Annotated in this window: 24 protein-coding genes; 17 read left to right on the forward strand and 7 right to left on the reverse strand. The window is 70.1% G+C overall.

The window, feature by feature from the left end; translation table 11 throughout:
- Positions 1 to 36: 36 nt before the first annotated feature.
- Positions 37 to 1,281 carry a DUF222 domain-containing protein gene (locus tag IPM45_14395; protein MBK9180726.1) on the reverse strand — a complete coding sequence of 415 codons (1,245 nt, stop codon included), beginning with the start codon at positions 1,279 to 1,281 and terminating at the stop codon, positions 37 to 39.
- Between the two features lie 450 nt (positions 1,282 to 1,731).
- Here IPM45_14395 and IPM45_14400 point away from each other — a divergent pair, with 450 nt between their 5' ends.
- The 3 genes from IPM45_14400 to IPM45_14410 all read left to right on the forward strand — a co-directional run bounded on the left by IPM45_14400 (position 1,732) and on the right by IPM45_14410 (position 3,288).
- On the forward strand, positions 1,732 to 1,926 hold the full coding sequence (locus tag IPM45_14400; protein MBK9180727.1) for a hypothetical protein: 195 nt from the start codon (positions 1,732 to 1,734) through the stop codon (positions 1,924 to 1,926).
- Complete coding sequence (locus IPM45_14405) at positions 1,910 to 2,254, forward strand: type II toxin-antitoxin system PemK/MazF family toxin (GenBank protein ID MBK9180728.1); 345 nt, start codon at positions 1,910 to 1,912, stop codon at positions 2,252 to 2,254. The genes IPM45_14400 and IPM45_14405 overlap by 17 nt, the downstream gene beginning before the upstream one ends.
- Positions 2,255 to 2,325: 71 nt before the next feature.
- Positions 2,326 to 3,288, forward strand: coding sequence for an Lsr2 family protein (locus tag IPM45_14410; GenBank protein ID MBK9180729.1), 963 nt, complete (start codon positions 2,326 to 2,328; stop codon positions 3,286 to 3,288).
- Positions 3,289 to 3,550: 262 nt separating this feature from the next.
- Here IPM45_14410 and IPM45_14415 read toward each other — a convergent pair whose 3' ends face one another.
- Entirely contained in the window at positions 3,551 to 4,723 is a 1,173-nt protein-coding gene (locus IPM45_14415) for a hypothetical protein (protein ID MBK9180730.1), read from the reverse strand.
- Positions 4,724 to 5,017: 294 nt separating this feature from the next.
- On the opposite strand from IPM45_14415, the gene IPM45_14420 reads away from it, so the two are divergent.
- The 11 genes from IPM45_14420 (at position 5,018) to IPM45_14470 (ending at position 17,708) form a co-directional block, all read left to right on the forward strand.
- On the forward strand, positions 5,018 to 6,067 hold the full coding sequence (locus tag IPM45_14420; GenBank protein ID MBK9180731.1) for a glycosyl transferase: 1,050 nt from the start codon (positions 5,018 to 5,020) through the stop codon (positions 6,065 to 6,067).
- 236 nt (positions 6,068 to 6,303) lie between these two features.
- Entirely contained in the window at positions 6,304 to 7,677 is a 1,374-nt protein-coding gene (locus IPM45_14425) for a hypothetical protein (protein MBK9180732.1), read from the forward strand.
- The gene (locus IPM45_14430; protein MBK9180733.1) at positions 7,674 to 8,759 is read left to right on the forward strand and encodes a glycosyltransferase; all 1,086 of its coding nucleotides are present in this window, start codon (positions 7,674 to 7,676) and stop codon (positions 8,757 to 8,759) included. The genes IPM45_14425 and IPM45_14430 overlap by 4 nt, the downstream gene beginning before the upstream one ends.
- Positions 8,760 to 8,766: 7 nt before the next feature.
- On the forward strand, positions 8,767 to 10,536 hold the full coding sequence (gene asnB / locus IPM45_14435; protein MBK9180734.1) for an asparagine synthase (glutamine-hydrolyzing): 1,770 nt from the start codon (positions 8,767 to 8,769) through the stop codon (positions 10,534 to 10,536).
- Positions 10,537 to 10,618: 82 nt separating this feature from the next.
- Positions 10,619 to 11,416, forward strand: a complete 798-nt coding sequence (locus IPM45_14440; protein MBK9180735.1) for a hypothetical protein — start codon at positions 10,619 to 10,621, stop codon at positions 11,414 to 11,416.
- Positions 11,398 to 12,492 carry a glycosyltransferase gene (locus tag IPM45_14445; protein ID MBK9180736.1) on the forward strand — a complete coding sequence of 365 codons (1,095 nt, stop codon included), beginning with the start codon at positions 11,398 to 11,400 and terminating at the stop codon, positions 12,490 to 12,492. The genes IPM45_14440 and IPM45_14445 overlap by 19 nt, the downstream gene beginning before the upstream one ends.
- On the forward strand, positions 12,489 to 13,574 hold the full coding sequence (locus IPM45_14450) for a glycosyltransferase (protein MBK9180737.1): 1,086 nt from the start codon (positions 12,489 to 12,491) through the stop codon (positions 13,572 to 13,574). The genes IPM45_14445 and IPM45_14450 overlap by 4 nt, the downstream gene beginning before the upstream one ends.
- The gene (locus tag IPM45_14455; GenBank protein MBK9180738.1) at positions 13,571 to 14,386 is read left to right on the forward strand and encodes an NAD-dependent epimerase/dehydratase family protein; all 816 of its coding nucleotides are present in this window, start codon (positions 13,571 to 13,573) and stop codon (positions 14,384 to 14,386) included. The genes IPM45_14450 and IPM45_14455 overlap by 4 nt, the downstream gene beginning before the upstream one ends.
- Before the next feature lie 287 nt (positions 14,387 to 14,673).
- Positions 14,674 to 15,384: an FkbM family methyltransferase gene (locus IPM45_14460; GenBank protein MBK9180739.1), complete on the forward strand. Its 711-nt coding sequence runs from the start codon at positions 14,674 to 14,676 to the stop codon at positions 15,382 to 15,384.
- A gap of 156 nt (positions 15,385 to 15,540) precedes the next feature.
- Entirely contained in the window at positions 15,541 to 16,884 is a 1,344-nt protein-coding gene (locus tag IPM45_14465) for a hypothetical protein (protein MBK9180740.1), read from the forward strand.
- 155 nt (positions 16,885 to 17,039) lie between these two features.
- Complete coding sequence (locus IPM45_14470; protein ID MBK9180741.1) at positions 17,040 to 17,708, forward strand: FkbM family methyltransferase; 669 nt, start codon at positions 17,040 to 17,042, stop codon at positions 17,706 to 17,708.
- Here the strand turns inward: IPM45_14470 and IPM45_14475 are convergent.
- Together IPM45_14475 and IPM45_14480 are read right to left on the reverse strand one after the other, a co-directional pair.
- Positions 17,694 to 18,872, reverse strand: coding sequence for a glycosyltransferase family 4 protein (locus tag IPM45_14475; protein MBK9180742.1), 1,179 nt, complete (start codon positions 18,870 to 18,872; stop codon positions 17,694 to 17,696). The genes IPM45_14470 and IPM45_14475 overlap by 15 nt on opposite strands.
- Complete coding sequence (locus IPM45_14480; GenBank protein MBK9180743.1) at positions 18,869 to 19,819, reverse strand: glycosyltransferase; 951 nt, start codon at positions 19,817 to 19,819, stop codon at positions 18,869 to 18,871. The genes IPM45_14475 and IPM45_14480 overlap by 4 nt, the downstream gene beginning before the upstream one ends.
- Before the next feature lie 366 nt (positions 19,820 to 20,185).
- Between IPM45_14480 and IPM45_14485 the strand changes: the two genes are divergently transcribed.
- From IPM45_14485 to IPM45_14495, 3 genes are read left to right on the forward strand one after another with little or no spacing between them, the layout of a single operon-like run.
- Positions 20,186 to 21,475: a glycosyltransferase gene (locus IPM45_14485; protein ID MBK9180744.1), complete on the forward strand. Its 1,290-nt coding sequence runs from the start codon at positions 20,186 to 20,188 to the stop codon at positions 21,473 to 21,475.
- Positions 21,472 to 22,473, forward strand: coding sequence for a Gfo/Idh/MocA family oxidoreductase (locus IPM45_14490; GenBank protein MBK9180745.1), 1,002 nt, complete (start codon positions 21,472 to 21,474; stop codon positions 22,471 to 22,473). Before IPM45_14485 ends, IPM45_14490 begins: the two co-directional genes overlap by 4 nt.
- Positions 22,470 to 23,501: an NAD(P)-dependent oxidoreductase gene (locus IPM45_14495; GenBank protein MBK9180746.1), complete on the forward strand. Its 1,032-nt coding sequence runs from the start codon at positions 22,470 to 22,472 to the stop codon at positions 23,499 to 23,501. Before IPM45_14490 ends, IPM45_14495 begins: the two co-directional genes overlap by 4 nt.
- A 460-nt stretch (positions 23,502 to 23,961) precedes the next feature.
- On the opposite strand, the gene IPM45_14500 is transcribed toward IPM45_14495, so the two are convergent.
- From IPM45_14500 to IPM45_14510, 3 genes are all read right to left on the reverse strand, one after another.
- Entirely contained in the window at positions 23,962 to 24,612 is a 651-nt protein-coding gene (locus IPM45_14500; protein ID MBK9180747.1) for a methyltransferase domain-containing protein, read from the reverse strand.
- A 557-nt stretch (positions 24,613 to 25,169) separates the two neighbouring features.
- Positions 25,170 to 25,679, reverse strand: a complete 510-nt coding sequence (locus IPM45_14505) for a transposase (protein MBK9180748.1) — start codon at positions 25,677 to 25,679, stop codon at positions 25,170 to 25,172.
- Positions 25,616 to 26,473 (reverse strand): transposase, encoded by an 858-nt coding sequence (locus IPM45_14510; protein ID MBK9180749.1) that lies wholly within the window; start codon positions 26,471 to 26,473, stop codon positions 25,616 to 25,618. Before IPM45_14510 ends, IPM45_14505 begins: the two co-directional genes overlap by 64 nt.
- Positions 26,474 to 26,623 lie beyond the last annotated feature (150 nt).

Genomic DNA, 26,623 nt, shown 5'->3' on the forward strand with positions numbered 1-26,623 from the left:
CTTCGGAGGCCGGGTGGTGCGCCGGATCACGCCACCTCAGGTTGCGCGGGGCGGGGGGTGGCCGAAGAGGCGTTGGTGGACGTCGGGTCGCAGGGTGGGTCGGCTGGTGGCGATGTGGCGGCCGTTGGGGTCGCGCCATTCGAGGTCGTGGTCGGCGTCGCCGGCGAGGGCGAACCCGTCGGTGTGGATGCGTTGGTGGTGGTGCCAGCAGATGGCCACCAGGTTGGGCGTGTCGGTGGGCCCCTCGTGCTCCCAGGGCACGAGGTGGTGGATCTCGGTGCCGGGCCGGTCGCAGCCCGGGACCCGGCAGCGGCCGTCGCGCAGCAGCACCACCCGGGCCAGCCAGGCGGGCACGGTGCGCGAGGCGCGGCCGATGCCCAACGTGGCGCCGGTGGCCGGGTGGTCGACGTGGACCTCGAGGTCGCAGTCGCACAGGATGCGGGCCAGCGCCCCTCGGGCGAGGGGGGTCATGCCGTCCTCGAGCACGGCGCCGGTCTCGGCTTCGCCGGTGAGCTGCTCGGGTGTGGCGTGCACGGTGACGACCGCCCGACGGCTGCGGGTGCCCTCGGGGGGCTGTTCGGCGGCGCGGGCGCACAGGGCGTCGGCCAGGCGGGCGCCCCACGGATCGAAGGTGCCCGCGACGCAGTCGGCCGGCACCGCGGCGGCCAGCGGCTCCAGGAACGCTCGCAGCACGGCCCCGTCGGCCAGCGGCACGCGGCCGGTGATGCGGGTCTCGCCCTCGACGTCACGCAGGCGCAGCGACCGCCGAGCCCGGGCGTCGGCGGTGTCGGACACCCGGGGCGGCCGAAGCGAGCGGGCCAGGGCCTCCAGGTCGGCCACCGAGCGGCCCTGCGCGTCGGCGGCCCACTCCGTGTCGGTGGCCGGGGTGGCGAACCGCACGAGCTGGGCGACCTGATCCAGGGACAGCTCGCCCCGCCCGAACGCATCGGCGATCGCCGGTAGCTCCCCGAGGCCCAGCGCCACCGCCGCCTCGCTGCGGGCGGTGGCCCGGGAGCACGCGGTGGCCAGCATCAGCCAGTCGGCCGGGGTGGCGCAGCCGTCGAGCTCGGGGCCGTGGCGCTGAGCGAACACGCCCAACGCCGCCGCCTGCTCCCGCTGCAGCGCCGCGATGGCGGCGTCGAGCTGACGGATCCCCTCTTCCACCTCGGCCAGCTCGCAGCGGGCCCAGCGCTCCTCCGGGCGCTCCACGAACACCCAGTCCGGATCGCCGTCACCCGGTGGAGCATCGACCCGAGGTAGGTCCTCCACAACGATCGCCATCTCTCCTCCAACGAATCGAACCCATGTGGAGGCCAGGGCGGACCTGGCGATCGGGGAAGCACACTCATACTATCGAACACCTGTTCGACCGTCGAGCGAGATGTGTGTGATGTCGGTCACACACGCCGGGGCGCCGCAGGGCGGCGCCACGGGCCTCTCGGCTGGGGAACCCCACGAGGATCCCGGACGCGGGCGGAGGAGGGGCGGAGGCGGGGCGGAGGCGTCGCGGGAGCGCCGGCCGGTCTCGAGCGGATCTGCGCCGCCGGGCCACGCGCGGCTCCGCCGTGGACGCCGTCGTGGTGGCGACCGCCGAGCCCGGGGGCACGGTGCTCACCCGCGACCCCGGTGACCTGACGGCCCTGGCTGCCCATGCCCACGAGGTGTCGGTGGAGCTCTGACCGTCTCCCGCTCTGTCGCTGCACCAGCATGCGATCGAGCTAGCATGATCGCATGCACAGCACAAGCGTGCGGATCGACGTCGCCACCCACCGAGAGCTCAAAGCACTCGCCGCGTCGCTGGGCACCACGGTTGGCGACGCCGTCGCGATCGCCGTGCGCCGTCTCCGCCAGGACCAGATCGGCGCCGAGCTGGCCAGCGACCTCCGCGAGGACGAGACGGCGTGGCTCGATGCTGACCTCGGGTGACGTCGTCGACGTCGAGCTCGGGCTCCCGGAAGGGAGGGAAGCGGGCTTCGGCCACCCGGCGGTGGTGGTGACGGCGCAGCGCATCCTCGATGCGGGCCCGAGCGTGGTGCAGGTGGTGCCGCTGACGTCGACCGTGCGGGGCTTCTCGTCGGAGGTCGAGATCGAGCCGGGTCCGGCGAGCGGCCTCGAGGTGGCCGCGGCTGCGCAGTGCCAGCACCTGCGGGCCGTGTCGTCCCGTCGACTCGGCGCCATCCGGGGCAACGTCGGACCGGAGGTGCTCGCACGGGTCCGTGAGGTGCTCGGGCTGCTCCTCGACGTCCCCGGCTGATCGCCGGGCCGGCAGCGCAGCCGGCCACGCCTTCACGCACCCCGGCCCGCCACGGCGACCAGACTGGGCGGGTGGAGTTCGTGGTGGCCCGCAACCCGGACCCGGCGTCGTCGCTGCCGTTCCTCGTGCGGGTGCCGCTCGGGCCGCACGGCATCGCCCTGAAGGTGCGCGAAACGTGGCCCCGCACGGCCAAGGTGTACTGCCACCGGGCCGACGACTGGCCCGACGACCTCGAGGTGCTCGAGCGGGTGCCGGTGCGCTCGTGCGTGCGGCGGGGCGCAGCCGTCGACCTGGTGCTCGACCGGGCGCGGGAGCACCGCAGCCAGTTCGTGTTCACCCGGGCCCGGGGGCGCGAGGTCATCTTCTGGCAGAGCGCCCGCACGGTGCGCCAGGCCCGCCCGCAGGTGCAGGTGCCCTCGGCGAGGGCGAGCGGGCAGGTGCTCGAGATCCTCGTCGACTCGCACGAGCGCTACCCGTGGCGGTTCGAGCGCCAGCAGGCCACCACCACCCGCCGGGCGCTGCCGGCCGGGGACTACGCCGTGGCCGTCGACGACCGCGTCGTGGCCACCGTCGAGCGCAAGAGCCTGGCCGACCTGGTCGCCAGCCTCACCAGCGGCAAGGCCCGCTACCTCCTGGCCGACCTGGCGACCGTGCCGCGGGCCGCCGTGGTGGTGGAGGACCGCTGGTCGGCGGTGTTCAAGCTGGAGCGGGTGCGCCCCGCCGTGGTGGCCGAGGCGCTGGCCGAGGCCCAGGTGCGGTTCCCGTCGGTGCCGATCGTGTTCTGCGAGACCCGACCCCTGGCCCAGGAGTGGGCCTACCGGTTCCTCGGCGCAGCGCTCGCCCACCACCTCGACCACGAGGGCGCCGCGGCCAGGGAGGCCGACCTTCCGCCGGCGGGTCCCGTCGCCCCGCCGGAGCCCACCACGGCCGACGTGCGCCGGTGGGCGCGGGAGAGGGGCATCGAGGTGCCCGACCGGGGCCGGCTGCGACCCGAGGTGTGGGCGGCGTTCCGTGCCGCCGGCGGCTCTTGCTGACCTCCGGCGCGAGCGGACCCGATCACTCGCTCGTCGGGTCGGGGAGGTCCGTCGGGTCGGTGATGTCGATCTCGGTGACCGTCCTGGGGAAGCCCGACGGGTTGGTGGTGACGAACCGGTCGGCGCCGGCGCCGACCGCGGTGGCCAGGTGGACGGCGTCGGTGCGGTCCGGTGCGTTCGGACGACTCCGTGGTCGAGCCGGCCGAGGAGCCGCACGGCTCCTCGCCGACCTGGCAGCGCACGTCGGCAGACGCAGCCCGCCTCAGCCGGCTCCGGCCCGCGATGCGAACAGCTGCAGGACGGGCAGGGAGGCGGTCCGGATGGCCAGCTCGGCGCTGGCGTCGTCGAAGCCGATGGTGATGTCCTGCATGGCGTCGAGGGGAGCGCCGTCGGGGCCGGCCACGGGGTCGCCGGCGGCGTCCAGGGGCACCTGGTCGTAGTTGCTGGCGGCCCGCACCACCACCATGGGGATCTCGGGCGTGTGGTGCTCGTTCCAGGCCTGCAGCACGCTCATCCACCCGGCCGCCTCCATGCCGGTGAAGGCGACCACGTCGGCCGCGGTGCGGCCGTCGGTCCCCGGGTAGCCGGAGGCGTCGATGAGCCCGGCGAGGTACTCGCGGGCCTGGGCGTCCTCGACGGCGCCGTGGAAGAAGTCGTCGCCGGAGACCTCGGCGCAGGTGGTGTAGTCGAACACCCGCACGGGCCGGATCGCGTCCGGCGCGAAGAAGCGCTCGACCTCCTCGCGCACGTCGCCGTCCAGCGCAGGGAAGCCCACGTCGCGGCTGGCCTCGAGCAGCTCGTCGGCCAGCCCGGTCGGCGCCACCACGAACTGCCGCACGGTCTGGAAGCCGTCCATGGTGGCCTGCCCGTCGGCGGTCCTCATGGGCCACCAGCCGCCGGAGGGGCCGTAGCGGTCGGTGGGGGTGCGGGCCGCGGCCCAGTCGCTGACGCTGCTGAACTGCAGGTCGTCGCTCCACATCATCGGGCTGATGCAGACGTCGCCGATCATCACCGGTTCGGCGTCGGGCCGGCGTACGCCGGCGTCGTCGACGATGCCGCCCACCGCCGGGGAGGCGCCGGCCACGCCGGACCAGATCACCTCGCTCACCTGCTCGCCGTACCAGCCGAGCATCTCCTGCAGGCACGGCCCGGCGTTGGCCGAGCCGGTGCCGGTGACGACGACCGCCACCGGCTGGCCGCTCAGGGTGCCTTCCTGCACGCTCTGGCAGAACACCGACTCGCCCGTGCGGTCCGAGGTGTCCTGCAGCGCCTGCAGGTAGGGCTGGGCCTCGCCGAAGGAGGCGTCACCGAACGCCGACATGACCAGCGACCGCTGCGGCCCGGCCCCGTCGGTGTCCGGGCCGGACTCGCTGCAGGCCGCCAGCAGTCCGACGGCGAGGACGACGAGAGCGGCCCGGCAGCGTGATCGCACCATGCGCCCCATTGTCCCCGCAGGGCGCACGGCGAGGGCAGTCCTCCTGCCGACGGCCGCCCGGCAGCGGGTCAGCCAGGCGGGGGCATCCTGCTCCGGCCGGTCGTGCCAGGGGCGCAAGCCGGCTCGCGTCGAGCGGTGGTTGTCCCGCGCCCAGCGAGCCGAGTGGGTGCTCGGGTCGCCGTGTCCGTGCCGGAGGTTGACGGTGGCCGTCGAGACCCCGGACACGGGCCTCCTGCCGGTGGGCCCGACCCGAGTAGGTTCGGGCGCGGTGGCACGAGGCGGAGCCTCCCGTAGGTGACGAGTCTCGCCTGGCCAGCGGCTGCCCTGTCGCTGTTTGTCACCGCCGCTGCTGCGCCCCTGGTGGTCTGGCTGCTACGTCGGCGAGAAGTGCTCGACTACCCGAATCTGCGGTCGTCGCACGATGTGCCGACGCCCCGCGGGGGCGGGCTCGCTCCCATGCTCGGCCTGTTGGTCGCGCTCCCGTTCGCCGCTGCTGAGTCCAGCTCAGCCTGCGTGGCGCTCGCCGTCGCGACGATCGGCCTCGGCCTTCTCGGGCTCACCGAGGATGTCCATGGGCTCCCTGTCGCCACGAGGCTGCTCCTCCAGCTCGTCATCGCGGCAGCGGCCGCGCCGTGGCTTCTGGGCAACCTGTCGGGCCCGGTCGCCTGGCAGGTCGTCTTCGCGGCCGGGGTGGCCGCCTGGCTCGTCGCCTACGTGAACGCCTTCAACTTCATGGACGGCATCAACGGCATCTCGTCGATGCAGGCGATCGTGTCGGGAGCGACCTGGTGGTTGCTGGGGGAGCTCCGCGACGCCCCTTCGGTTGCCGTCGCCGGTGCCGTGCTGGCCGCGGCTGGACTGGGGTTCCTGCCCGTCAACTTCCCCAGGGCCAGGGTGTTCATGGGGGATGTCGGCAGCTACGCACTCGGCGCCTGGTCGGCGGTCGTCCTGGTGATGGCGCTGCGCGGAGACATCCCGCCCGTTGCGGCGGTGGCGCCGGTGGCGGTCTATCTCGCCGATACCTCGACGACCCTGGTCGGGCGTGCCCGTCGCAGAGAGCGCTGGCGGGAGCCGCATCGTGACCACGCGTACCAGCGGCTCGTTCGCGTCGGCTGGTCGCACGCCCAGGTGACTGCTCTCGTGACGGCAAGCGCGGCCGTAGCGTCAGGCGGCGGTCTGCTCGCGCTCCTCGGGCCGGGAGGTGCCGTCGCCGGGGTCGTGATCGCTGGGTTGGCGGTAGCCACCTACCTCGCCGCTCCGATCGTCGTCACGAGGCTGCGGCCGGCCGGGCATGGCGGTGGGCGCGTCGCCCGTGACGAGGCTCGCCGACGGCGCCGACCGTGACTTCCCGGGCCGCTGCTTCCGGCCGGGACGGGCGTATGCCTCGCCTATGCTGAGGACGTGCAGGTGCGGCTCTGGAGCCTGCAGGTCGAAGAGCGAGCTGTTCGGCGAGCGCAAGGCGGGAGTTCGATCGGACCTTGAACAGGCACCGTCTGGCGTTCGCACCGGCTGCGATGATGGCAGGAGCCTGCTTGGCCGGAGCAGTCTGCCTCATCGCCGTCCTAGGTGGTTTCGGCGGGGTGCCCGTACTTGCCGGCGTTGCAGCGGCCTGCTTCGCGTCCAGTCTCGGGCTGGTGTACGCGGCGTGGCGGGTCGCCGGCCGGGTGCTGGCGTTGCGCTTCTTGGTCGCCTGCCTGTGGTTCGTCTACTTCCCGCTCCGGCTCTTGGTGCTCCAGAGCGACAGGAGCTCGCCGTACGTTCACCCGATCGTGCGGTCGTCCACCGATGCCGATCTGGTGTGGGCGTGGCTCGTCTCCACACTCGGTCTGGCCGCGCTGGTGCTCGGTGGTTGGGTGGTGCAGCGGGTCCGGTTCCCATCACCCCGGCCCCGGGCGAAGCTCCTCCGTGCCGACTACGTGCTGTTCGCCGTGATCGGGCTCGCGATCGGCGTCGCGCTTCCGCTGCTGGGGGCGACGAGCGGCTTCCTTTCGAACGTGGCTCAGCTGGCGCTCTTCGGCACCGCGGGGCTTGTGTTCATCGACGTACGTGCCCGGCGGGTTCGGCTCGCGTCCGTCGTGGTGCTGGTCGTCGCGCTCCTTCTCGGTGCCGCAAGCAGCTTCAAGGAGGCCACCGTTCTTCCCGTCGTGGCCTGGGGGATCGGGGCCCTCGCCGCCACCGGCAAGGTCCGCACGAGGCTGCTCGTCCTCCTCGGGATCGTGGCCCTCGTCGGCTACCTCGGTGTGGAGGGGCGCCGGATCGCCTACCAGGCGGGCGAGTCGCCCGACCTCCTGACGGCGGCGTGGCGTGCCGCCACCGCGTACGACCTCCGCATTGGGCGTCCGACGGACGCCCCCTTCTCGGGGCTCGACGCCGTGGGGAACGTCGCGCGCGGCATCTCGCGGCGGGTGTCCGGACCGGAGAGCCTGCTCCTCCTGCGGGAGAAGGTGCCGGATGAGATCCCGTTCCAACGGGGACGGTCGCTGGTTCAGCCCGCCCTTTCGATCGTGCCTGGCATCGAGCGTGTCATCCCGCTCGAGTACCGACAGCTCAGCCTCGGCCGGTACTTCACCGTCAACTTCTGGTCCCTCCAGCCTCGGGAGGATCCGTCGTCGCAGGCGCTCACCGTACCCGGAGACGGGTACCTCAACTTCGGTCTGTTCGGTCTCGTGGGCGTCTCGATGATGTTCGGGTTGGCGATCGGGCTGTACGACCGGAGGTACCCGCCCGACGACGCCTTCGGCGTCGCGATGTTCGCCTTTGCCGGCTTGGTTGCACTCGGCATCGAGCGCAACGTCGCCTACGTGTTGGTCACGCTCGTCATCCGCGTCGGCGTGGCAGAGCTCCTCGCCGGCCTGGGCTCCCTTCGGGTGCGTGGCCGGTCGATCGGGTCCGCCGGCCCGGAACGCGGCTCGCCGCCGAGCACGCTCGCCCCTGACCCCATGGGTCGACGATGAGTGATCTGCGGTTGGCCTTCCTGGTCAACGGCGGGGCGGGCTCGGCAGCTGCGGAGCGCGCCCAGCGGATCGCCGTGGGGCTCGGATGGGAGCGCAGCACGGTGCTCGTCCGCCGAGGCAGCCGGGTGCAGGACGTGGTGGCTTTCGCCCGCGCTGTGCGGGCTGCGGAGCCGGATGTCGTCTACGCCATGGACCTGGCCGTGGTGCCACTGCTGGCCGATGCCCTGGCCCGTCGCCACCGGAGGTGGCTGGTGGTCGACACCGGTGACGCCCCCGCCGCGTTCCTCGACCTGGTCGGAGCCCGGCTGCCGGCCCGTCTCGCAGCGCGAGCCCTCGAGCGGTTCGCCTACCGCAGCGCGGACATGGTCGTGGTGAGAGGGCATCACCACGTCGAGCCGGCACGTCGTGGCGGCGCAAGACACATCGTGGTGATCCCCGACGGGGTCGACCTGGAGGTGATGCGGCCGGTCGACGACGAGGGGCTCCGGCGGCGCCTGGGGCTCGATGGGGTGCCGACCGTCGGCATCCAGGGGCATTTCACGTGGTACCCGAAGCTCGGTGGAGGGCTCGGATGGGAGCTCGTCCACGCCCTGGCCCTCCGTCCGGACACCGGCGCTCACGCCGTGCTCATCGGCGACGGACCTGGCATCGGGGAGCTTCGGGTGCTGGCAGCGGAGCTCGGCGTCGCCGAGCGTCTCCATGTGATCGGCAGGGTGCCCTACGCCGAGCTCGCCCGCTATCTCGGCATCTGCGACGTGTGCCTGCTCACACAGACGGACGATCCCTCGAGCTGGGTGCGTACGACCGGCAAGCTCCCCACCTATCTCGCGTCGGGCCGGTACGTCCTCGCCTCGAGGGTGGGGAGCGCTGCCGACGTCCTGCCGCCCGAGATGCTGCTCGACTACGAGGGGGCCTGGGACGCGAGCTATCCGGCGCGGCTCGCCGATCGCCTGGCTGAGGTGATTGCGGACCCGGACAGGCGGGCGAAGGGCTTGGCCTTGTGTGAGCTAGCGCGCGGCTTCGACTACCGGCGGGTGGCAGCTGCCGCGGCGGAAGCCGTCGACGCGCTGCCGGTTCGCTGACCTCGCCGTGTGTGGCATCGCGGCCGTTCTCGGTGCAGGACCCAGGGCGGAGGCCCTCGCTGACCGGTTGGTCCACCGGGGTCCGGACGGGCGCGGCGCCCTCGTCCTGGATGGCTGCAGTCTGGCCATGACCCGGTTGGCCATCCTCGATCCGACGCCGCGTGCGGGCCAGCCGATGAGCTTCGCGGGTCGCCACCTCGTCTTCAACGGGGAGATCTACAACTTCCGGGCCGTGCGGTCCGTGCTGGAGGCGGCAGGGCTCGCGTTCACCACGACCGGAGACACCGAGGTGCTCCTCAAGGCCCTCGTCCACTGGGGGCCCGGAGGGCTGGAGCGGATGCGGGGCATGTTCGCGTTCCTCCTCTGGGACGAGGGCACGCAGACGCTCCTGGCGGGCCGGGATCCGATCGGTGTGAAGCCGCTGTACTGGCGACGGCTGAGCTCGGGTGCGATTGCCTTCGCATCGGAGGCCGCTCCTCTCGCCGGCCTCGAACGAGCGGCCGTCCGCCCGCAGGCCGTCGCAGAGTTCCTTCGATTCGGCTCACCGGTCGAGACCACGATCTACGAGGGCGTGCATGAGCACCCGCCGGGCACGGTCACCCTCTGGCGCCCAGATGGTGCGGTGGTTCGGGAGCCGATCCCGCTGGCCCACGAGGAGAGACCGCTGCCGGAGGTGATGCGTCGGGCCATCGCGGAGAACACGGTCAGCGACCGGCCCGTGGCGGTGTTCCTCAGCGGTGGGTTCGATTCTGCGGCCATCGCCGCCGGTCTCAGCGCCGAAGGCATCTCGGCCACCGGCTTGACCATCAGCACCGATGCGAACGCCTCCGACGTGGCGCGGGCGAGGGAGACCGCTGCGCACTACGGCCTCGATCACCGGGTCGTCCACGTCGCCGGTGCCGATGCCACGGGGGCCGTCGACCGGTTCCTCGCAGCGATGGACCAGCCGACCATCGACGGCCTCAACACGCTGCTGGTGTCCGAGGTGGCCAGCTCCGTGGGGTTCCCTGTCGCGCTCTCCGGCCTCGGGGGCGATGAGGTGCTCGGCGGCTACGGCTACCACCGCCGGTGGAGGCTGCTGGGGACCGCCGCACGCGTCTGGCGTGCCTCGCCGCCTTCGGTGCGGGGGTCGATCGAGCGAGCGCTGGCCGGCCGTGGGTTGAGGACCGACACGCAGGTCCGCGAGCTCCTGGCGGCGAGCGGCACGGCGGCGCGGTACGACGGGTGGCGGTCTCTCTTCACGGCGGACGAGGTCGTCCGGCTCACGGGCAGTCGCTCGGCGCTCCCGGATCCCGTCGACATCCCCCCGGGCGAGCCCTTGCGCGACCAGCTCTGGCGCCTCGACGCCCGCCGCTACCTCGGCCCGACCCTGCTGCGCGATGCCGACGTGTTCTCGATGACTGTCGGTGTCGAGGTGCGGGTGCCCCTTCTCGACACCTCGGTGGTCGACGCGGCCCTGGGGTCTCCCCCGCAGGGCAAGGCCGGCCTGGCTCGTCAGTGGGAAGACCCGTACCTGAAGCGGCTCGCGGCTGGCCGGAAGCTCACCTTCGCGTTGCCCTGGCGTGCGTGGATCGGCGCAACCCTCAGAGCGAATCGGCAGGCCCTCGAGGTGGATGACCCCTGGCATGGATCGATCGATCCGGCCGAGGCGCATCGTCACATCGATCGCGCCGCGAGTGGACCGGGAGCAGCGCTGCGGTGTTGGGCGCTCCTGGTGCTCGCGGAGTGGCTCCGGTGTCGTTCGGCGGCGCCTCATCCCAAGGGAAGGCCTGCGTGATGCTCGAGGCGGTCAGGACGCTCGCTCGTTCCCTCTCCGATTGCGTCCAGGTGACGGCGCGCAAGCCGGGGGTGGGCGAGCGGTGACCCTCGTGATCGCCGCGCACGAGCGGTCCCCACAGCAGCTCCTCGACCTGATCGACGAGGCCGTTCCTCATGGTTGGCATCTCTCCATCACCCGTCAGCCCTGGGGTTCGCTCGCGACCGCCGGCGACTCGGCGGAGCGGGTGGGGCACTGGCTCGTCGTCGGCATGCCGAGCGCGGATCCCTGGGGTCGACCGGGCTACCGGATCGCTCCTGATCGGGTCGCGGCTCTCCTGCGCCGCTACGGGCTCCCTGCGGTGCAGATGCTCCCCGGCCCGTGGTTCGCCGTCGACCTCCGCTCCGGCGCCGTGCTCCGCGCGCTCAACGGGATCGTTCCGATCAGCGCCACCACCGCCGGGCCATTCGCGGCGGGCACGCCGCCCGGGCTGATCTGCCGGCTGGGGGGCGCAGCGGCGATGGCGCCGGCGACGCTCGCGGCTCCGGGCGGTCCCCAGGACATCGTGGACGACGAGCTGGTGCGGGAGCGCGTTCCGCTGTCGACGTGGGCGTCGATCGACCGGGAGATCACGCGCCGGACCGCCGGCCTGGTGCTCAGTGGTCCTGTCGACGCGTCTCTCCTCCCCGGGGTGCGACAGGATCGCGCCACGAACGAGCTCGTGTTCCTCCCTCGATTCGACCGACTGCCGCAGGGCTCGGCGGTTGATCGCCCAACCTGGGTGCAGGAGACGGCGAGCCAGCTCTGGTGGCGAGCTCGCCTGGCGGGATCGTGGCTGCACGCGCCGGTGCTGGAGCGACCGGCACGAGACCTCATGGCCATGTGCCTCGGCTCGCCATGACCGCCGGCCGGGCCCGAGTGCTGCTGCTCGCCATCGACTATCCGCCCGTCAGCGGTGGCATCTCGCGCCTGCTGGGGCATCTCGTCGAGTGCTCGGCGGACAGGGTGGAGTGGCGGGTGGTCACGACTTCGCGGGGGCCGGTCGAACCCGGCGTCCAACGGGTCCCGGGCTGGGGCCGGTCGTCGATGGAGCTCGGCCGCGCCGCGAGGTGGCTTCGGGCGTCTCCCGACCGGCTGGTGGTGACCGGGCATCCCTTCCTCGCACCGGTCGGTGTCGGCTTGGGGGCGGCCGTGAGGGCCCGCACCGGCGCGCTGGCCTACGGAAGGGAGCTCGTTCCCCGTCGCGCCGCGCACCACACGGCGCTGGCGGGGCTTCGCGCCCATGATCGTGTCGTGGCGATCAGCGGCCACACAGCGATGATGGTCGAGCGGCTGGGGGTGGCTCCCGGCCGCGTCCGGGTGGTGCTCCCGGCGTTCGGCTCTTCGTGGCTGCGATCGTCCGCGCCGGCGCGTCGCACCGGGGAGGGGGTGCGGCTCGTGGTCGTGGCACGCCTCGCCGAGGGCTACAAGAACATCGAGCTGCCGCTCAGGATCGCCTCTGTCCTCGGGCCGGTCGGCGCCATCGAGGAGCTGGTTGTCGTCGGTGACGGCCCGCGCCGGGGTGCGCTGGAGGAGCGGGCACGCCGCTGGGGCGCAGCGCCCTTCGTGCGGTTCACCGGCTGGCTGCGCGATGACGAGGTCCGCGTCCTCCTCGGCTCGTGTCACATCGGGCTGTTCCCGAGCCGCTGGTCACGTGCCGAGGAGGGGTTCGAGGGGTTCGGCCTGGTGATCCACGAGTTCGCCGCCGCCGGTCTTCCCGTGCTGGTGGGTGACGAGGCGGGCGCCAGGGACGCTGCGGTCGCCCCATGGGCCATGCTGATCGACCCGGACGACCTGGGAGCGTGGGTGGAGTCGGTAGATCGACTCGCGAACGACGAGGACCACCGTGTGGAGTTGGCCCGAGCGGCATGGGAGTGGGCGGCGGCGGTCGACAGCGCGCTGACCGCCCACGAGTACGTGGAGGCGCTCCGGGGATGAGGATCGTCCACGTCTTCAAGGACTACTACCCGCCCCTCGCCGCGGGGATCACGAGGTACATCGCGGACATCGCCGATGGCGCCGCCCAGCACGGCTGGACGGTGGAGGTGCACGTGGCCGGTGTGCAGCGCTCGCGCCGGGACGAGCTGCCCAGCGGAGTCGTGGTCCATCGGCACCGGGAGGTCGCTCGGTTGCTGGCGACCCCGATGGCGCCGGGTCTGGTGCGCGAGGTCGCCGGCATGCAGGGCGCTCTTCTCCACCTGCACCTGCCCAACCCGGTGGGCGAGCTCGGTGCCGTCGCCAACCGCTCCGACTGCCCCGTGGTGGTCACCTTCCACGCGCAGCTCGGCCGCCAGGCGTTCCTCGAACCCCTGTACCGGCCGCTCCGTGACCGGGTGCTGCACCGGGCCGGTGCGGTGCTCGTCGCCAGTGACCAGCTCGCGGCCTCCCCCGAGCTCGCTCGGGTGAGGGACCGCGTGCGGGTCCTGCCCTACGGGGTGTCGCCGTCTCTCGTGGCCCGTCGACCCCGCCGTGGTGACTGTGGCCGGCTCCGGGTGCTCTTCGTGGGTCGTTTGGTCTACTACAAGGGGGTGGATGTCCTCCTCCGAGCGGTCGCGTCGTCGCCCGACGTGGTGCTCACCGTCGTGGGGGACGGGCCGTTGGCGGGGGAGCTCCGCGCGATGACGGAGCGCCTCGGGCTGGCCGAGCGGGTTTCGTTCACCGGACCGGTCCCGGACGGGGCCCTGCTCGACGCCTACGCCAGCCACGACCTGCTGGTCCTGCCGTCGGTGTCGAGAGCAGAAGCCTTCGGCCTGGCCATGGTCGAAGCCATGGCCAATGGGCTCCCCGCGATCAGCACCAGCCTGGGAACCGCGACGAACTGGGTGAACGTGGACGGTGTCACAGGATTCGTGGTCCCGCCGGGCGATCCGGGTGCGCTGTCCGAGGCGATGCTCCGGCTGCGCGATCCGAGGCTCCGTGCCGAGCTCGGCGATGGTGCCCGAGCGCGGGCGAAGGAGCACTTCTCGTTCGACCGCCACCTCGGCGCTCTCCTGGCCGTCTACGAGGGAGTGCTGAGTTGAGCCCGGCTCGATCGCTCGTGATCGGCGGCGCGAGGGGCTTCATCGGGAGCGCCATCGTCGACGGGCTCCGTCGCCACGGGCACGAGGTGGTGGCGACCTCGCGGGAGGGCGGCGACCGTCGCGTCTCGAACGGTGCCGAGCTCGACGGGCTGCTCGCAACGACCGCCTTCGACCAGGTCGTGATGACCCCGCAGCTCACCTCCTCTGATGTGGACTGGATGGTCGACCGGATCGACGGTTCGCGTTGGGTCGTCTTCTCGTCGGCCCAGCTGACCGCTCGGGCGCCTGCGCCGAACGCGAGGGTGGCCCTGGCACGCGAGCAGGTGGCGCTGGCCCGCGGTGCGGCGGTGCTCCGCCCGACCATGGTGTTCGGACGGGGCCGAGACCACAACGTGTCCCGCCTGGCACGGGCGATCCGCCGGTGGCGGATCGTGCCGACCGTCGGTGGAGGGGCCCAGTTGGTGCAGCCGGTGCACGTCGAGGACGTGGCGTCGCTGGTGGTCCGCCATCGGGAAGCTCCCTCTGGTGGGCTCTTCCCGGTCGGCGGGGACGAAGCGCTCCCCGTGCGGGAGCTGATCGGCATGATCGGTGAGCTGCTGGGCGTTCGCTACGCCGTGCTGGACGTGCCCGGTGCCGCCCTCCACCTCATGGCCGTGGTCGGACCGCTCACCGGCCTGCGGCGCGATCAGGTTCGCCGGCTTGTCGAGGACAAGATGGCGGATGTGGCGATTACCATCGAGACCTTCGAGTGGCAACCGAGACCTCTCCCCCTGATGCTGGAGCAGGCTGTGGCGGAGGCCGAGCGGTGTTGATGCCGGCCGTTGTCACCCTCCTGCCCGATGTGCCAGTGCCCTCCGCGACAGGCCTGCACCATGGTGACTGCGGTCCACAGGGACGAGCGCGCGACTCGGGGAGTGAGGCGTCGAAATGTGGGCAGGGGGCCCCTGGCGACGGGGGGCTTCGGAGCGAGCGCAGGCCCGAGGGGTTTCCGCCCGGATCTCCCGCGGGAACGGCCGCCGTACGATCGCCCGATGGGTGAAATCGGTGTCGCTGCAACGGGAATCCGCATCCTCTGCGGAGTGGGCTGAAAGGGTTCAAGATGGGTCTTGGTCGCGCTTACGTGGAGACGAGGCGGTTCTTCTCCCGCACCTACCGCAGGGATCAGCGCGACAAGAGCTTCCTGACAGCACTCGTCACCTTCGCTCTGGACGAGGTGTCGAACGTCGTTGATGTTGGCGCGAACGAAGGTGAGTTGCTGGATCTCTTTGTATGCACTGCTCCGGGGGGAGACCATTGGGCCTTCGAACCCATTGCGGCTCACGCTGATGACCTGCGGCGACGCTTCCCCTCAGTTACAGTGCGCCAAGTTGCGCTCTCCGACCAAGATGGAGTTGCGCCTTTCGTCGCGTACCCGGCTGCAACGTCCTACAGCAGCTTCTGGCCGCAACCGCATGCCCGTCGGTTGGGTAGACCTGAAAGGCTCATGGTCGAGATCCACCGACTCGACACGGAGCTGCCACCGGACTACTGCCCACAAATGATCAAGATCGATGCCGAGGGGGCTGAGTGGAGGATTCTCCAGGGCTCGGCCGAGACCCTAGAGCGGTGTCGGCCCATCGTTGTCTTCGAGTTCTATCGCGCGACCGCTATCGCCGGTGGAGCTACTGCTGAGAGTGTCCACTCGTTCTTCAGCGAACTTGGCTACCGTTTGCACAGTATCGAGGGCGGAGAAGCGCTCACCCTCCGCAGCTTCGAAGACCACTTCCTCGCGGGGAGACTCTGGATGTTCGTTGCCATCCATCGCGGGTGAATTAGTAAGGGTTCGATGAATCCATCACTGAACGCGTCCCGCCGCTCTCTGGTCGGTGATAGCGCGTGGCTCGCGTTGAGCCAAGTCGGAGCACTCCTCGTCGCACTCGCCCTTACGCCCGTGCAGCTCGAGCGGATGGGTGAGGCTCGTTACGGCATGCTCGTATGGGTGAGCTCAGTTCTTGGCCTCCTCTCCTTCTTGGATCAGGGGCTCAACCTCTCTGCGATGTCCATGATCCCTCGGGGTGCGACCGCGGGCGGGGCGGCTGCCCGTCACCTTATCCACGTCATAGGGGTTCGTGCCGTTGGGGTTGCCGTCGCCGGGGGTGCTCTGACACTCGTGGCATCGCCCTTCCTTACTTCGCTTGCCGGAGCTGGCGACCTACCGACTGACGAGGTTCGCGTTGCGGTAATGCTCGTCTCTCCGCTCTTGAGCGCCACGATTCTTGCGAACGTCGCGTATTCGATTGGGCGTGCCTTGGGCTGGGTGCCCTTGAGCGCTGTCTTGGCCTTCGCGAGCTTCGCGTCAACGAACATCGTCTGGGCTGTGGTTGCATCGTCTGATCTCGCGGTGGAGGTCGTGCTGCTGTGGCAGGTTGCGGTTCAGTGCGGATCGATCGTGCTGTGGGTCGCGCTCATTCGAATGGCTCTTCTCCGTCTCGGCGCTCGGGGGTCCGGATTGGGGACGGGAGTGACCGGAGTCGGACCAGAAGTCCACCGCTTCATGTTGTGGTCGGGGGTTGGCGCTCTTGGCCAGACGACGGTCGCGAACGGTGGGAAGCTGGCGTTGAGCTACTCGGGGGGCGTGGCCTCGCTTCCCCCATTCTCCATAGCCTTGAGCCTCTCATCGCGGCTGAGTATTGTCGGCACCGCTGTATCGACAGCTCTCATGCCTCGCCTGGCCAGACATGAGGGCCTGGCCGCTGATCGGCTCAATGACTTGGGGCTCGCCGTTTCGGTCGCGCTTGCTGGTGCGGCAGCGACAGTCCTCTTCTGGTGTGGGGATGGGCTACTGACTGTGTGGCTCGGTGAGGAGTTCGCTGGGGGCGCTTACGGGCCGCTGCGAATCCTGGCGGTGGGCTACGTGGGTGCTGTGGTGGCGCAGGTATCTGTGACGCGAAACGACGTCGCGCCCGGCCGTGTCCGTCTCAGCGGTCGTCTCTACGGCGCCGTGGGCGTTCTGTTCGGCATCGCGTTGGTGTGGTCGTTGGCCGTCGGCAGCGTGACGGCCACGTCCGTCGCGGCCCTGACAGCGTTCGCGCTTTGGGCTCTTGGCTTAGGCGCGATCGTGCTTGGCCGATCTGTGCGGACGGTGGCGACCACGGCGGCCCTCTGGCTTGCCGGGTTGGGCGTGGCAGGAGGCATCATCAACCTGGTACCGGAGATCGGCCTGATAGCACGGGTGGTCATCGTCGCCGGAGTCGCTACAGGCGCGGCTACCTTGGCCGTCGTGGAGTCGCTGAGGAGAACCGCTTCCTTGGCCCGGCGGGCTGGCCGCTGATGGCGTCAGTCCGGCGCGTCGTTGCCACGCAGTGGCATGTTGCGCAGCAACGCGTTCTCGAGCAGTTGCCCGTGCGGACTCGGACTACGCAGTACTTGGGTTGGCGCCTCTTGTATCCGAGTTCCAGCCTCATCGGCCGCAGCGTGCGGAGGGGCGTGATCTGGGATTGGCCACTGCTCACAGCCGCAACGCAGTGCCGCGAGGGCTTCGTCTATGTCGACATCGGCGCGAACATTGGAGCGTCGCTGCTCGGTGTTGGTGCGGTCCGCCCCGATGCTTCGCTCGTAGCCGTGGAGGCGAGTGCAAGGTTCGGGTGGTACCTGTTGGCGAACGCGAACCAGCCGGGGCTTCGGGAGCGAACGGCGCTGAGGCTGGCGTTCGTAGGCGAGGAGTCCACGGTGAGGAACCTGGTGGTCGGCTCGACCTCAGCGTCCGCTGCAGGGCGGGAAGGTGTTCGAGGCATCTGCTCCGAGGAGATCGCCCTGGCCCCGGTGTCGCTCGATGCCCTCGTTGCGGATCTCCCGAGCCTGGATCTCCTGAAGATCGATGTTGATGGCTTAGAGGCGGACGTCGTCAGCTCGGGGCTCTCTGTGCTCACGCGCTACAGGCCGACCCTCTTCGTCGAGTTCACTCCCTCGCGCCTGGCGGCGGCCGGTTCGAGCGGCGAACGCTTGTTCGGTCTCCTCGGAGAGGCCGGGTACGCGCGAGCTGACGTATTCGCTCCGTCGGGTGCGTTGATCACCGAGGGCGTGCGCCTCCCAGATGTCGAAGCCGTCCAGCGGCGCTCGGGGTCTTCGTACGTGGATCTGCTAGTCCGGGACTGACTCCGGGCACCTCAGCACGGCCGTGTAGACGCGAAGGCAAGACTCGATGTGCACTCGGATGGAGTACCGAGTCGGTGCCCATGCAGCAGCTGCTGCTGCCATCGTGTTCTTCAGCTGCGGGTCACTACCGAGGCGCACAAGAGCGTTTCGCAGCGCAACGTGGTCGCCAGCGGGATAGAGCCAGGCGGCACTGCAGCCCCGAAGCAGCTCTCCGGGCGTTCCCGCATCGGACGACACGACCGGCACGCCGGCGAGGAGGGCCTCCACGATCGTGCGCCCGAAGGACTCGGGTCGCACCGAGCAGTGTGCGACCACGTCTGCGGCGCCGTAGACCCAGGACACGTCGTCGACCATGCCGAGGAAGTGAATCCGCTCCCTCGCCGGCGACGCTGCGACCGCGGCCTCGACCTCGGCGCGGTAGGCCGTCGAGGCGTCGCCATAGAGGTCACCGCCCGCGAGGAGCACGTGGGCGCTCTCGCTGAGCGAGGCGGCGGCGGCGACAAGGTCGAGCTGTCCCTTCAGCCAGTGGAAGTGGGCGAGGTTGGCCACGACGAACGCGTCCGGAGGGACGCCGAGGCGCCGGCGCGCCTCCGCCCTCGGCCTCGGTGTGGGCGGCTCCACCGGGTTGTCGATGACAACCGTCCGATGTCGGTTGGTCCGCCAGCTCGCGGCTGTGAGGCGGGAGTTGGCGATCACCGCGTCGGCCCGATCGACGACGAGGCGGAGCGGCTCACGCTCGAGGGCCGATTGGGGGATGTCGCGGAGCGTGACCACCACCCGCGCTCCTCGGATGCGGAGCAACGGAGTGAGCACGTGGGCGCGCAGGCCGTTGGTGTGGACGATGTCCGGTTGCCAGGCACGGACGAGGCGGCGGAGCTCGGTCGCCTGTCGGGCCAGCGTCGGCGCGCTCAATGCGACCGCCGTCAGCTTGCCGACCTGTCCCCCGAACCGTGCCGCCGGCCGGAACCGCCCGCTCGGGAGGGCGTGCGCCGGGATGGAGCGGGCCAACAGCTCGCGAACGAGCGAACCCTCGCCACCCGTGGCCACCATCACGTCGACACCCCAGGCCCGCAGGCCGGTCACCAGCCCCAGCAGGCTTCGCTCCGCCCCACCCTGTGCCTCGGTGCCCGGGTTGACGAAGAGGACACGTAGTGGGCGGGTCATGCGGCAACCAGCTGCGCGACGAGCCGGCCGATCTGCTCGCCGCGCGACCGGTACGTGTCGTTGGCGATGAGAACCTGCCCTCGGCCTGCGAGCTCGACGGCTTCCTCCGGCCGGCGGAGCCAGCTCTCTGCGGCCGACCGGAGGTCTTCGGGGGTCCGGAACCAGACGCAGGACGTCCCCGGACGAAGGGGCGTGCCATCCACTCCCGCATCGGTGAGCTGGAGTGCCCCGGATGCGCTCACCTCACGGGTGCGCATGTTGTGCGCACCCGTGCACTGCGGATGGAGCAGGTTGACGCCGATCTGCGCCGACGCGAGGAGGCGGCCCGCGTCGGTCTCGAACACGCCGGGCCCGGCGTCCCTCAGGCTCGACCGGTCCCAGCCCCCGCCGCGCACGGTCAGGGGCAGGTCGTCCAGCGCTCGAAGGAAGCGCTCCCTCCGCCGTGACCAGTGCCCGATGAACACGATCCCGTGCCGTGCCCCGCCTGTTGGCACAAGGGGGAACCATCGGTCGTCGTAGCCGAAGGGGACGACCTCGACGCGTCGTGATGAGGAGGCGAGCAAACCCACCAGACGCTCCTGCCATAGGATGAGGAGGTCGGCTTGACGGAGTCGGGGGAGTGGGTCGGGCGCGTCCTGCCACCGCCAGAGAGGGTTGTCGGGGTAGTACACGGCTACCCGGCACCCCGATCGACGGATCTGGCCGATCGCGGCTGGGCTGATCCCCCTCCCCTTGACGAGCAGCAAGGCGTCCGGCCGGAGCTGGTAGGTCGCCTCGAGTAGCCGTCCCTCGTCCGGATCCAGGAGCCGCCACGCCGCCCGCGCGACCCGGGACCTCGTCGGACGGTACGGGTTCACGACCGTCACGTCGGAGACCCGCTGCAGGCCGGGTTGGAGCGAGCGGAGGAGTGAGCCCGTCCCGTCCTCGCCGGCCAGCAGCAGTCGCACCTGTCCGCCCCTCAGCTCCCTCGACCTCGCCTTTCGGAGCCAGCGGAGACCCTACGCGAGCGGGGCGAGGCCATCGCGCCGCCCCAGGGCTCTGGATAGCCCGGTCACACGCTGCAGGCGTGCCGTGACCGGCGGTCCCAAGGCAGTAGGTTCGCCGGAGGTGAGTGCACCCGGGCGGAGAGGCCGGCGAGTGAGCAGCGCGCGGAGGGTCGTGGTCGAAGCGCCCGCCGTGACGCTCCCGCTCGCCCCCTCCGACCGCTGCAAGAGGCAGGGGCGGGTGAGCGAGTTCGAGTGTGCCAGCGAAGCCCCGCTCCATGCCGCGCCCTACCCCGACGGAGACGCCCCCCAGCGGCGTCGATCCCGCGGGTGGCGGCCGACCTCTGCGGCGTCGGCGGTGGTCGTCTCATGAGGGCCAGCGTGCTAGTGGTCTTGCTCGACGTCCCAGTGCCAGCGACCACCGGACTCCACCTCCGGATGGTCGCGAACTTGCGCCTTGTCCGCGAGCTCGGTTGCCGAAGCACGGCCCTCGTGTTTCGAACGGCGGATCGACCCCTCCTCGTACCCGAGCTGGACGAACTGTGTGATGGGATCGTTGATGGAGGGCGGCGTGCTGAGTACTCGCTGCTGTCCGGCGGTCGTCGCGCAGGGCTCCGCGCCCTCATGGCTGCGGCCGCAGTCAGCGGTCGACCCTCCCACTGCTACCCGTACTCGATCCCCTACGACGAGGTCGGTGGCAGAGAGATCGTGCAACTGGCGGCGGACCGCAGTGGGTGCACAGGGGTCCTCTTGCCGACTCTCATGGCTCACTATGCGCCACCGCTGCGAGAGCGGGGCTTGGTGGTGATCGGAGACGCGATAGACGTCCTATCGTCTCTCAGCTGGCGGCTCCTCAGATCGGTTTCGCGCAGCAGGCCCCTCCGCGCTCCTGGCCTAGGCGTCAACTTCCTGGCCTCTCGGGCGCAGGAGCGGCTGTTCCTGCGGGCGTTCGACGAGATATGGGCGTCGAGTGAGGCCGAGGCTCATCAGCTGTTGGCGTTGGCTCCCGGCTGCAACGTCTTGGTTGCTGGCAACACCGTCGATGCGGGCCTTTGCCTTCCTGTCACGTCTGGTGCTGGGCAGAGAGTCGGGTTCATCGGCACGTACACGTCCCTGCCGAACCTCGAGGCAGCGCGCTTTCTCGCGACACGCGTCACATCGGCGCTGCGAGCACAGGTCCCGAGGGCGCACGTTGCTCTTGCAGGTGCGGGACTCAGTCGTTCCGACGCCGAGGCCCTTGCTCGGATCGACGGCGTCGAGGTCGTGGGTGCCGTGCCCGACGCGCGGGCCTTCGTGGGGTCTTGCTCCGTGATGGCATTCCCGATCCGGGTCCGGGGCGGCGTGCCATTGAAGCTCATCGAAGCGATGGCCTGCGGTACGCCGATCGTCGCCAGTCCGGAGCTCGTCGAAGGGCTCGATCTCCGACCGGGCATCGATCTGCTCGTGGCGGAGGACCCAGGAGCGTGGGTGCGCGGTCTCAAGAGCGTCCTGACTGACGAGCGATTGGCTACCAGGCTTGGCCGCGAGGCCCGGAGCTCGTTCGAGCGGCGGTTCTCCTTCGAGGCCATCCTTGCCGAAGCCCGCACCAGGAGCGTCCTCGTTGGAGGCCAGCGCGCATGACGGCAGAGGGGAAGCGACGGCGCACCGTTGGCATCGTTGGAGCCGGAGAGATCGTCGCTTCCATCCATCTCCCCGTGCTCTTGCGCCGGAAGGACGTCACGGTCGCGTACGTCGCGGACACCTCGCGGTCGGCCCTCGTCCGGGTCGAGCAGCGGTTCGGGGTATCCGGTCGGCTCCTGGCCGGACATGGTGATCCGCTACCGGAAACGGATGCGGTGCTGTTGTCGATTCCGATCGGAGCTCGGGAGCATTACTACGAGCAGTTGGTCTCGTGCACTGGTGCGCTGTACCTCGAGAAGCCCGTCGCCAGAGCTGAGGATGAGCTCATGTCCCTCGTCCGCCTGCTCTCCGACCTCAAGGGCCCCGTCGTCGCAGGCTATCAGCGCCGTATGTACGCCAACGTGCGGTACTTGGCTCGAGCAGTATCTGAGGGGGCACTCGGCAGGCCACTCAGGCTCATCGCATCCGAGGGAGGGCGGACCGGTGCAACGGGTGTCCGTTCGGGGTTTCGTGACGATGTCGCGCTCTCCGGCGGCGGCGTCCTCATGGATCTCGGGTGTCACGCCGTCGATCTCGCCCACTGGATCATGGGCTCCGGTGCAGGCGTACCGCTTGCTGGCCGGTTCGTCTTCGACGAGATGATCGATCGAGACGTGCGGCTCGACTTCTGTCTGGACGGATCGGGCGGGACGGTTGAGGCCAGTGTCGCGGTCAGCTGGTTGCATGACCTTCGCCCTGAGCTGACGGTTGTCTTCGAGGACGGATCGGTCACGACGGGTACGAAGCCAGCGGAGTCAGTAGAACTCGTCTTGCCGAGCGGCGAGCGGCGAACCGTCCCCGCCCTCGGCGGAGCTTCGTCCATCGGCGAGGCGTTCAACACCGCATGGTCGGTCGTCCTCGGGACGGGCGACGCCGAGGACAATAGCCTCGTCCTTGTCTCGTGCCTTCCGGCCATCTCGTTCATCAATGCGACCTATCAGCTAGCGAGGCGGCCGTGACACCCCGGATCGTGATTGTCGGGGCGAATGGCAACGTTGGCACGGAACTGGCGCTCCGGCTCGCGTCGGGAGGTGCCGCAGAGGTCGTTGGAGTCTGTCGGAACCGATCAGGCTCTGCCTTCCTACGTCTGCATGGCATCGAGTGTCGACATGGAGACGTCACCAACGCCAGCGAGGCGAGAGCGCTCCTCGCTGACAGCGATGTTGTTCTCCAGCTCGCCTACAGCGTCCCCAGAACGCGCCAGTCACGGCTACAGAACAGACTGATCGTGGTCAACTGCGTCCGCTACGCGCCCCGCGGGGCTGCTGTCGTCCTCGCGAGCACGATAATGGTCTACGCGCCGAACGTTCCGTTCGTCCTTCCGGACGCATACGGCTTGGAGAAGCGCCGCCTCGAGAGGATTGGGCGTGGGGCAGGGACGCGGCACGATCGGCCCGTGTTCGTCTTTCGATTGGGCCATTGTCTAGGGCCGCTTCAACCACAATCGACGGAGATCGAGCGGTCCCTGGCGGGGCCCGTCTCCTTGCCCGCAGCGGGTGAACGCGATTCGAACACCATCTACGTCGCTTCCATCGCCGAGGCGTTGATGAACGTTGCCGACGGTCGCGCTCGGCAAGGGGTCTACGATCTGGTGAGTTGGCCGCAGTGGAGTTGGAGGCAGGTCTACGAGGAGCACGCTCAGGCGATCGAGAGGCGAGCACAGATCTCGCGTGGGCGTGGACCGGGCTGGTCTCGCGACCGTCTGCGTCGGGCCCTCCGGGACAGGCTGCTAGTGGTCCCGCAGCACCTACCCACTGCCGCGGGTGAGCGCCTCTACGGCGCCTACTTGCAGCGGAACCTGTTTCGCCGGGCGAGCACCAGCCTCAGCGCAGGAGTTCCTGAAGCTACGAGCTGGCGTCCGGTCGGGCGCCGGCCCCTTCCTGGGCTGGCAGATCCTCGGACGGCACTCCGGACCTACCCCCTGCCGCCACTCGGGCCGCTGTCGACGCTCCCACGAGGCTGGCGCGTATTCGAGTTCGGAGGATGAGCTGCGGCTTCCCTCGGGTGAGGATGCCCGTTCGCTGTGGAAGTGGGATGGTGATCCCGGTGTTGGTCAGGCGAGCTGAGGGTTGTTGTGGCGTGTGCCGGGGCTAGTCGTCTTGGCGACGGCGGCGACCAGGGTCGGCGCTTCCGCGTGGCCGTTGACGCGTGGGGGATCGTTCGGCTTCGAGAATGCAGGCGGCGATCCGAGACTCCTTCATGTAACCTTCGGGCGAGTCTCTCACCCGGGCAGTCGCGGTGCGGGTGATCGAGCTCATCGACTCGACCCAGGTCGTGTTCGTCAACGTGCGCCGTAGGCTGGGTGGGATCCCCACGGACATTCGCACAATCAACCCCACAACCGACGCGCCCGCTGGACCGGGCGAAGTTCGCCCTGGGTCTTCGTGGCGGTTTCGTGCCAACTAGTGGGGAGCTCAGTTCCGTGGGCGCAGGCCCAGTGGACGAACTCAGGTGGCCCGCTTGCGGGCCGTGAAGCTCACGAGCCTAATCATCAGGTCTTCTTCGCTGTAGCGGCCGCGCAACGAGCACCACGTGGCCGCTTCGTCTCGCTTGACGCGTCGACCGTCAGGAGTGCCGATCACCCCAACGCTCAACAGCTCGAAGCGTTCTGCGACGAGGGCGTAGAGCTCAGCGAATCGAAGTTTGTTGAAGAGCCCCTGTTCGAGCCACCAGTGGGAGCCGTCGCCCACTCCGGTGGCCCGCTCCAAGAAGAGACCCGGGTCATCGATGAGGTGGTCGTAGCCCAAGTCCCACACATGTGAGCCGCCGTAGGTGTGCCAGAGGGGGCAACAGAAGGCATAGAACACCCCGCCCCGTCGGAGCACCCTATGAGCGTCGTCGAGAAACGCGCGCACGTCGACGATGTGTGGTAGGACACCCTGGCTGTAGATCAGGTCGAACGACTCTCGGCGGAACCCGAGCGCGGCTGCGTCCATCTTAGAGAACTGGATGGGGATGACGCGATCCGACGGCTCGACCCAGCGGTGCTCGTAGTCACCGATGTCGATGCCGATTACCGAGCCCGGCTGGTGCGGACCCCACATCCCATCCACCTCCCGTCCGTACTCGACGCCGATCAGCAGAACCCGCTTGCCCATGACTGCGCCATGGCGGGCCAAACGGCGGACCTCTTCGTGGTTGCTGAACCCAGTTCCGCTCGGGCTGTAGCGAATGTTCTTGTAGCGGGCCAGGTAGGGAGCGAACGAACGGATTGCTGGCGGCGACGAAAAGGCGCGAACATATAGTCGACCATACGTTGAGTCATAGCTGCGCCGGAGCATGCGGTTGTTGGCCAAACTGGCCCGCAGACGGCGGAGAAGCGACCGACGTTGATGCTGAGCCTCCTGCCATCGCTCGGCGAGTTCGTCATAGGTCGGCTCTAGTGGCCTTGCAGGCATTCGAGGATGTCCCCTTCGCCGTTGAAGTGGGGATGGTGATCCCGGTGTTGGTCAGGCGAGCTGAGTGTAGTTGTCGGGTGTGACGGGGCTCGTTGCCTTGGCGATGGCGGCCATCAGCGGCGCGGCCCTTGACGTGTCGGAAGGCGTCACCCGCCAGCTGCGTGTTCACCTGGAGGACCCATGCCCGCTCGCCGCATGCGCCGGGTGGCGTCCCAGGAGCGGTGTAAATGGTTCGGGGCGCAGGCTCCTGGGTGATGTTACGCAGCTGCTGAGACAGCCTCGTCGGTCACCTCGTTCGTGGCTGGCGGGTTGAGCAGCTGACGGCGCAGGTCCTGCAGGAGCCGCAACCCCTTCGGGGTCATGGTGAGGCCGCGCCAGCCGCGGCTGGCACGGTCGAGGACTGCGCACACCAGCGATAGGCAGGAGCTCTCCCCGGGCAGCCGGCCGATCACCTTCACGCGCCGGCGGGTCTCGCCGAAGGTGCGCTCGATGAAGTTCGAGTGGCGGATCCGCTTCCAGTGCTCGGCTGGGAACCGCAGGTGCACCGTGAGTGAGGCGAGGTCGTCGGTGACACACGCGACCGCGGACGGATAGCGGCTCTTCCACTTGGCGGCGAACTCGCCGGCCTGCCGGTGGGCCACCGCGATGGCGGCGTCGCCGGGCTCCGCGTCGCCGACGTCGAAGACCGCCCAGAAGTCGGCCTTCACTTCGGCCTGGTCGTGGGCGGACACCTTCGCGAGCACGTTGCGGGCGCGGTGGAGAGACACCGCTGGCGCAGGCTGGTCCCGAAGTGCAGCTCGAACGCGGCGATCAGCCCGGGCCCGCCGTCGCTGATCCCGAGCAACGGCGGCTGCAGACCACGAGCCTTCAGGTCGGCGATGAAGTCGTCCCACGCGTCGGTGGACTCTGATGCAGCGGCGGCGACGCCCACGAACACCGGCTTGCCGTCGGTGTCGAAGCCCCACGCGGCGAGCACCGGCTCGGCCGGCGCGCCCGGGTGCATCCTGAAGTGGCTGCCGTCCAAGTACAGGTAGTCGAGCCGGATGCCGGACAGGTCACGGCTGCGCCACGCCTCGAACTCGTCGCGGATGCGCTGACAGATCCGGCTCACCGTCGACCTCGACAGCGCCGCCTCGGGGCCGAGCACCTCGGCCAGGGCGGCCTCGATGTCGCGGTCGGACAGGCCGCGCACCCAGCCGGAGATCACGAGGGACTCCAGCGCGTTGGTGCGGGTCACGCCGGTGCCGAAGAGCCGGGAGCAGAACGCCTCGTCGGTGCCGCGCAGCTTCGGGCGCTGCAACTCGACGGGGCCCATCGTGGTCTTCACCGCCGCCGGCGGCTGCCAGCCGTTGCCCGACCCGGCACGGTCGTCGTCCTCCCGGCGCTGGTAGCGGGTCCGGCCCAGGAACTCGTCGACTTCGACCTCGACGGCCACCTGCATCATCAGCCGCACGCTGAGACGGGCGACAGCCTCGAGGATCGACGCCAACTCCCGCTCAGAGGCGAACAGCTCGTCGATCTGGGCGCGCAGGCGCTCGGTAGGGGATACTCGTCTTGCCACGGGTGTAGGTCTTCCCTCGTTGCTCTCGCAAGGTTTCGAAGGAACCTACGCCCGTTGCCCATTTACACCAGGGACCGGACGCCACCATGCGCCGGGTCATCTCCGGCGGCGGCGGTGCAGGTCACCGAGGCGCGCCCCCGGAGGCCGTAG

The organism is Acidimicrobiales bacterium, from assembly GCA_016716005.1.
Classification (GTDB): Bacteria; Actinomycetota; Acidimicrobiia; order Acidimicrobiales; family JADJXE01; genus JADJXE01.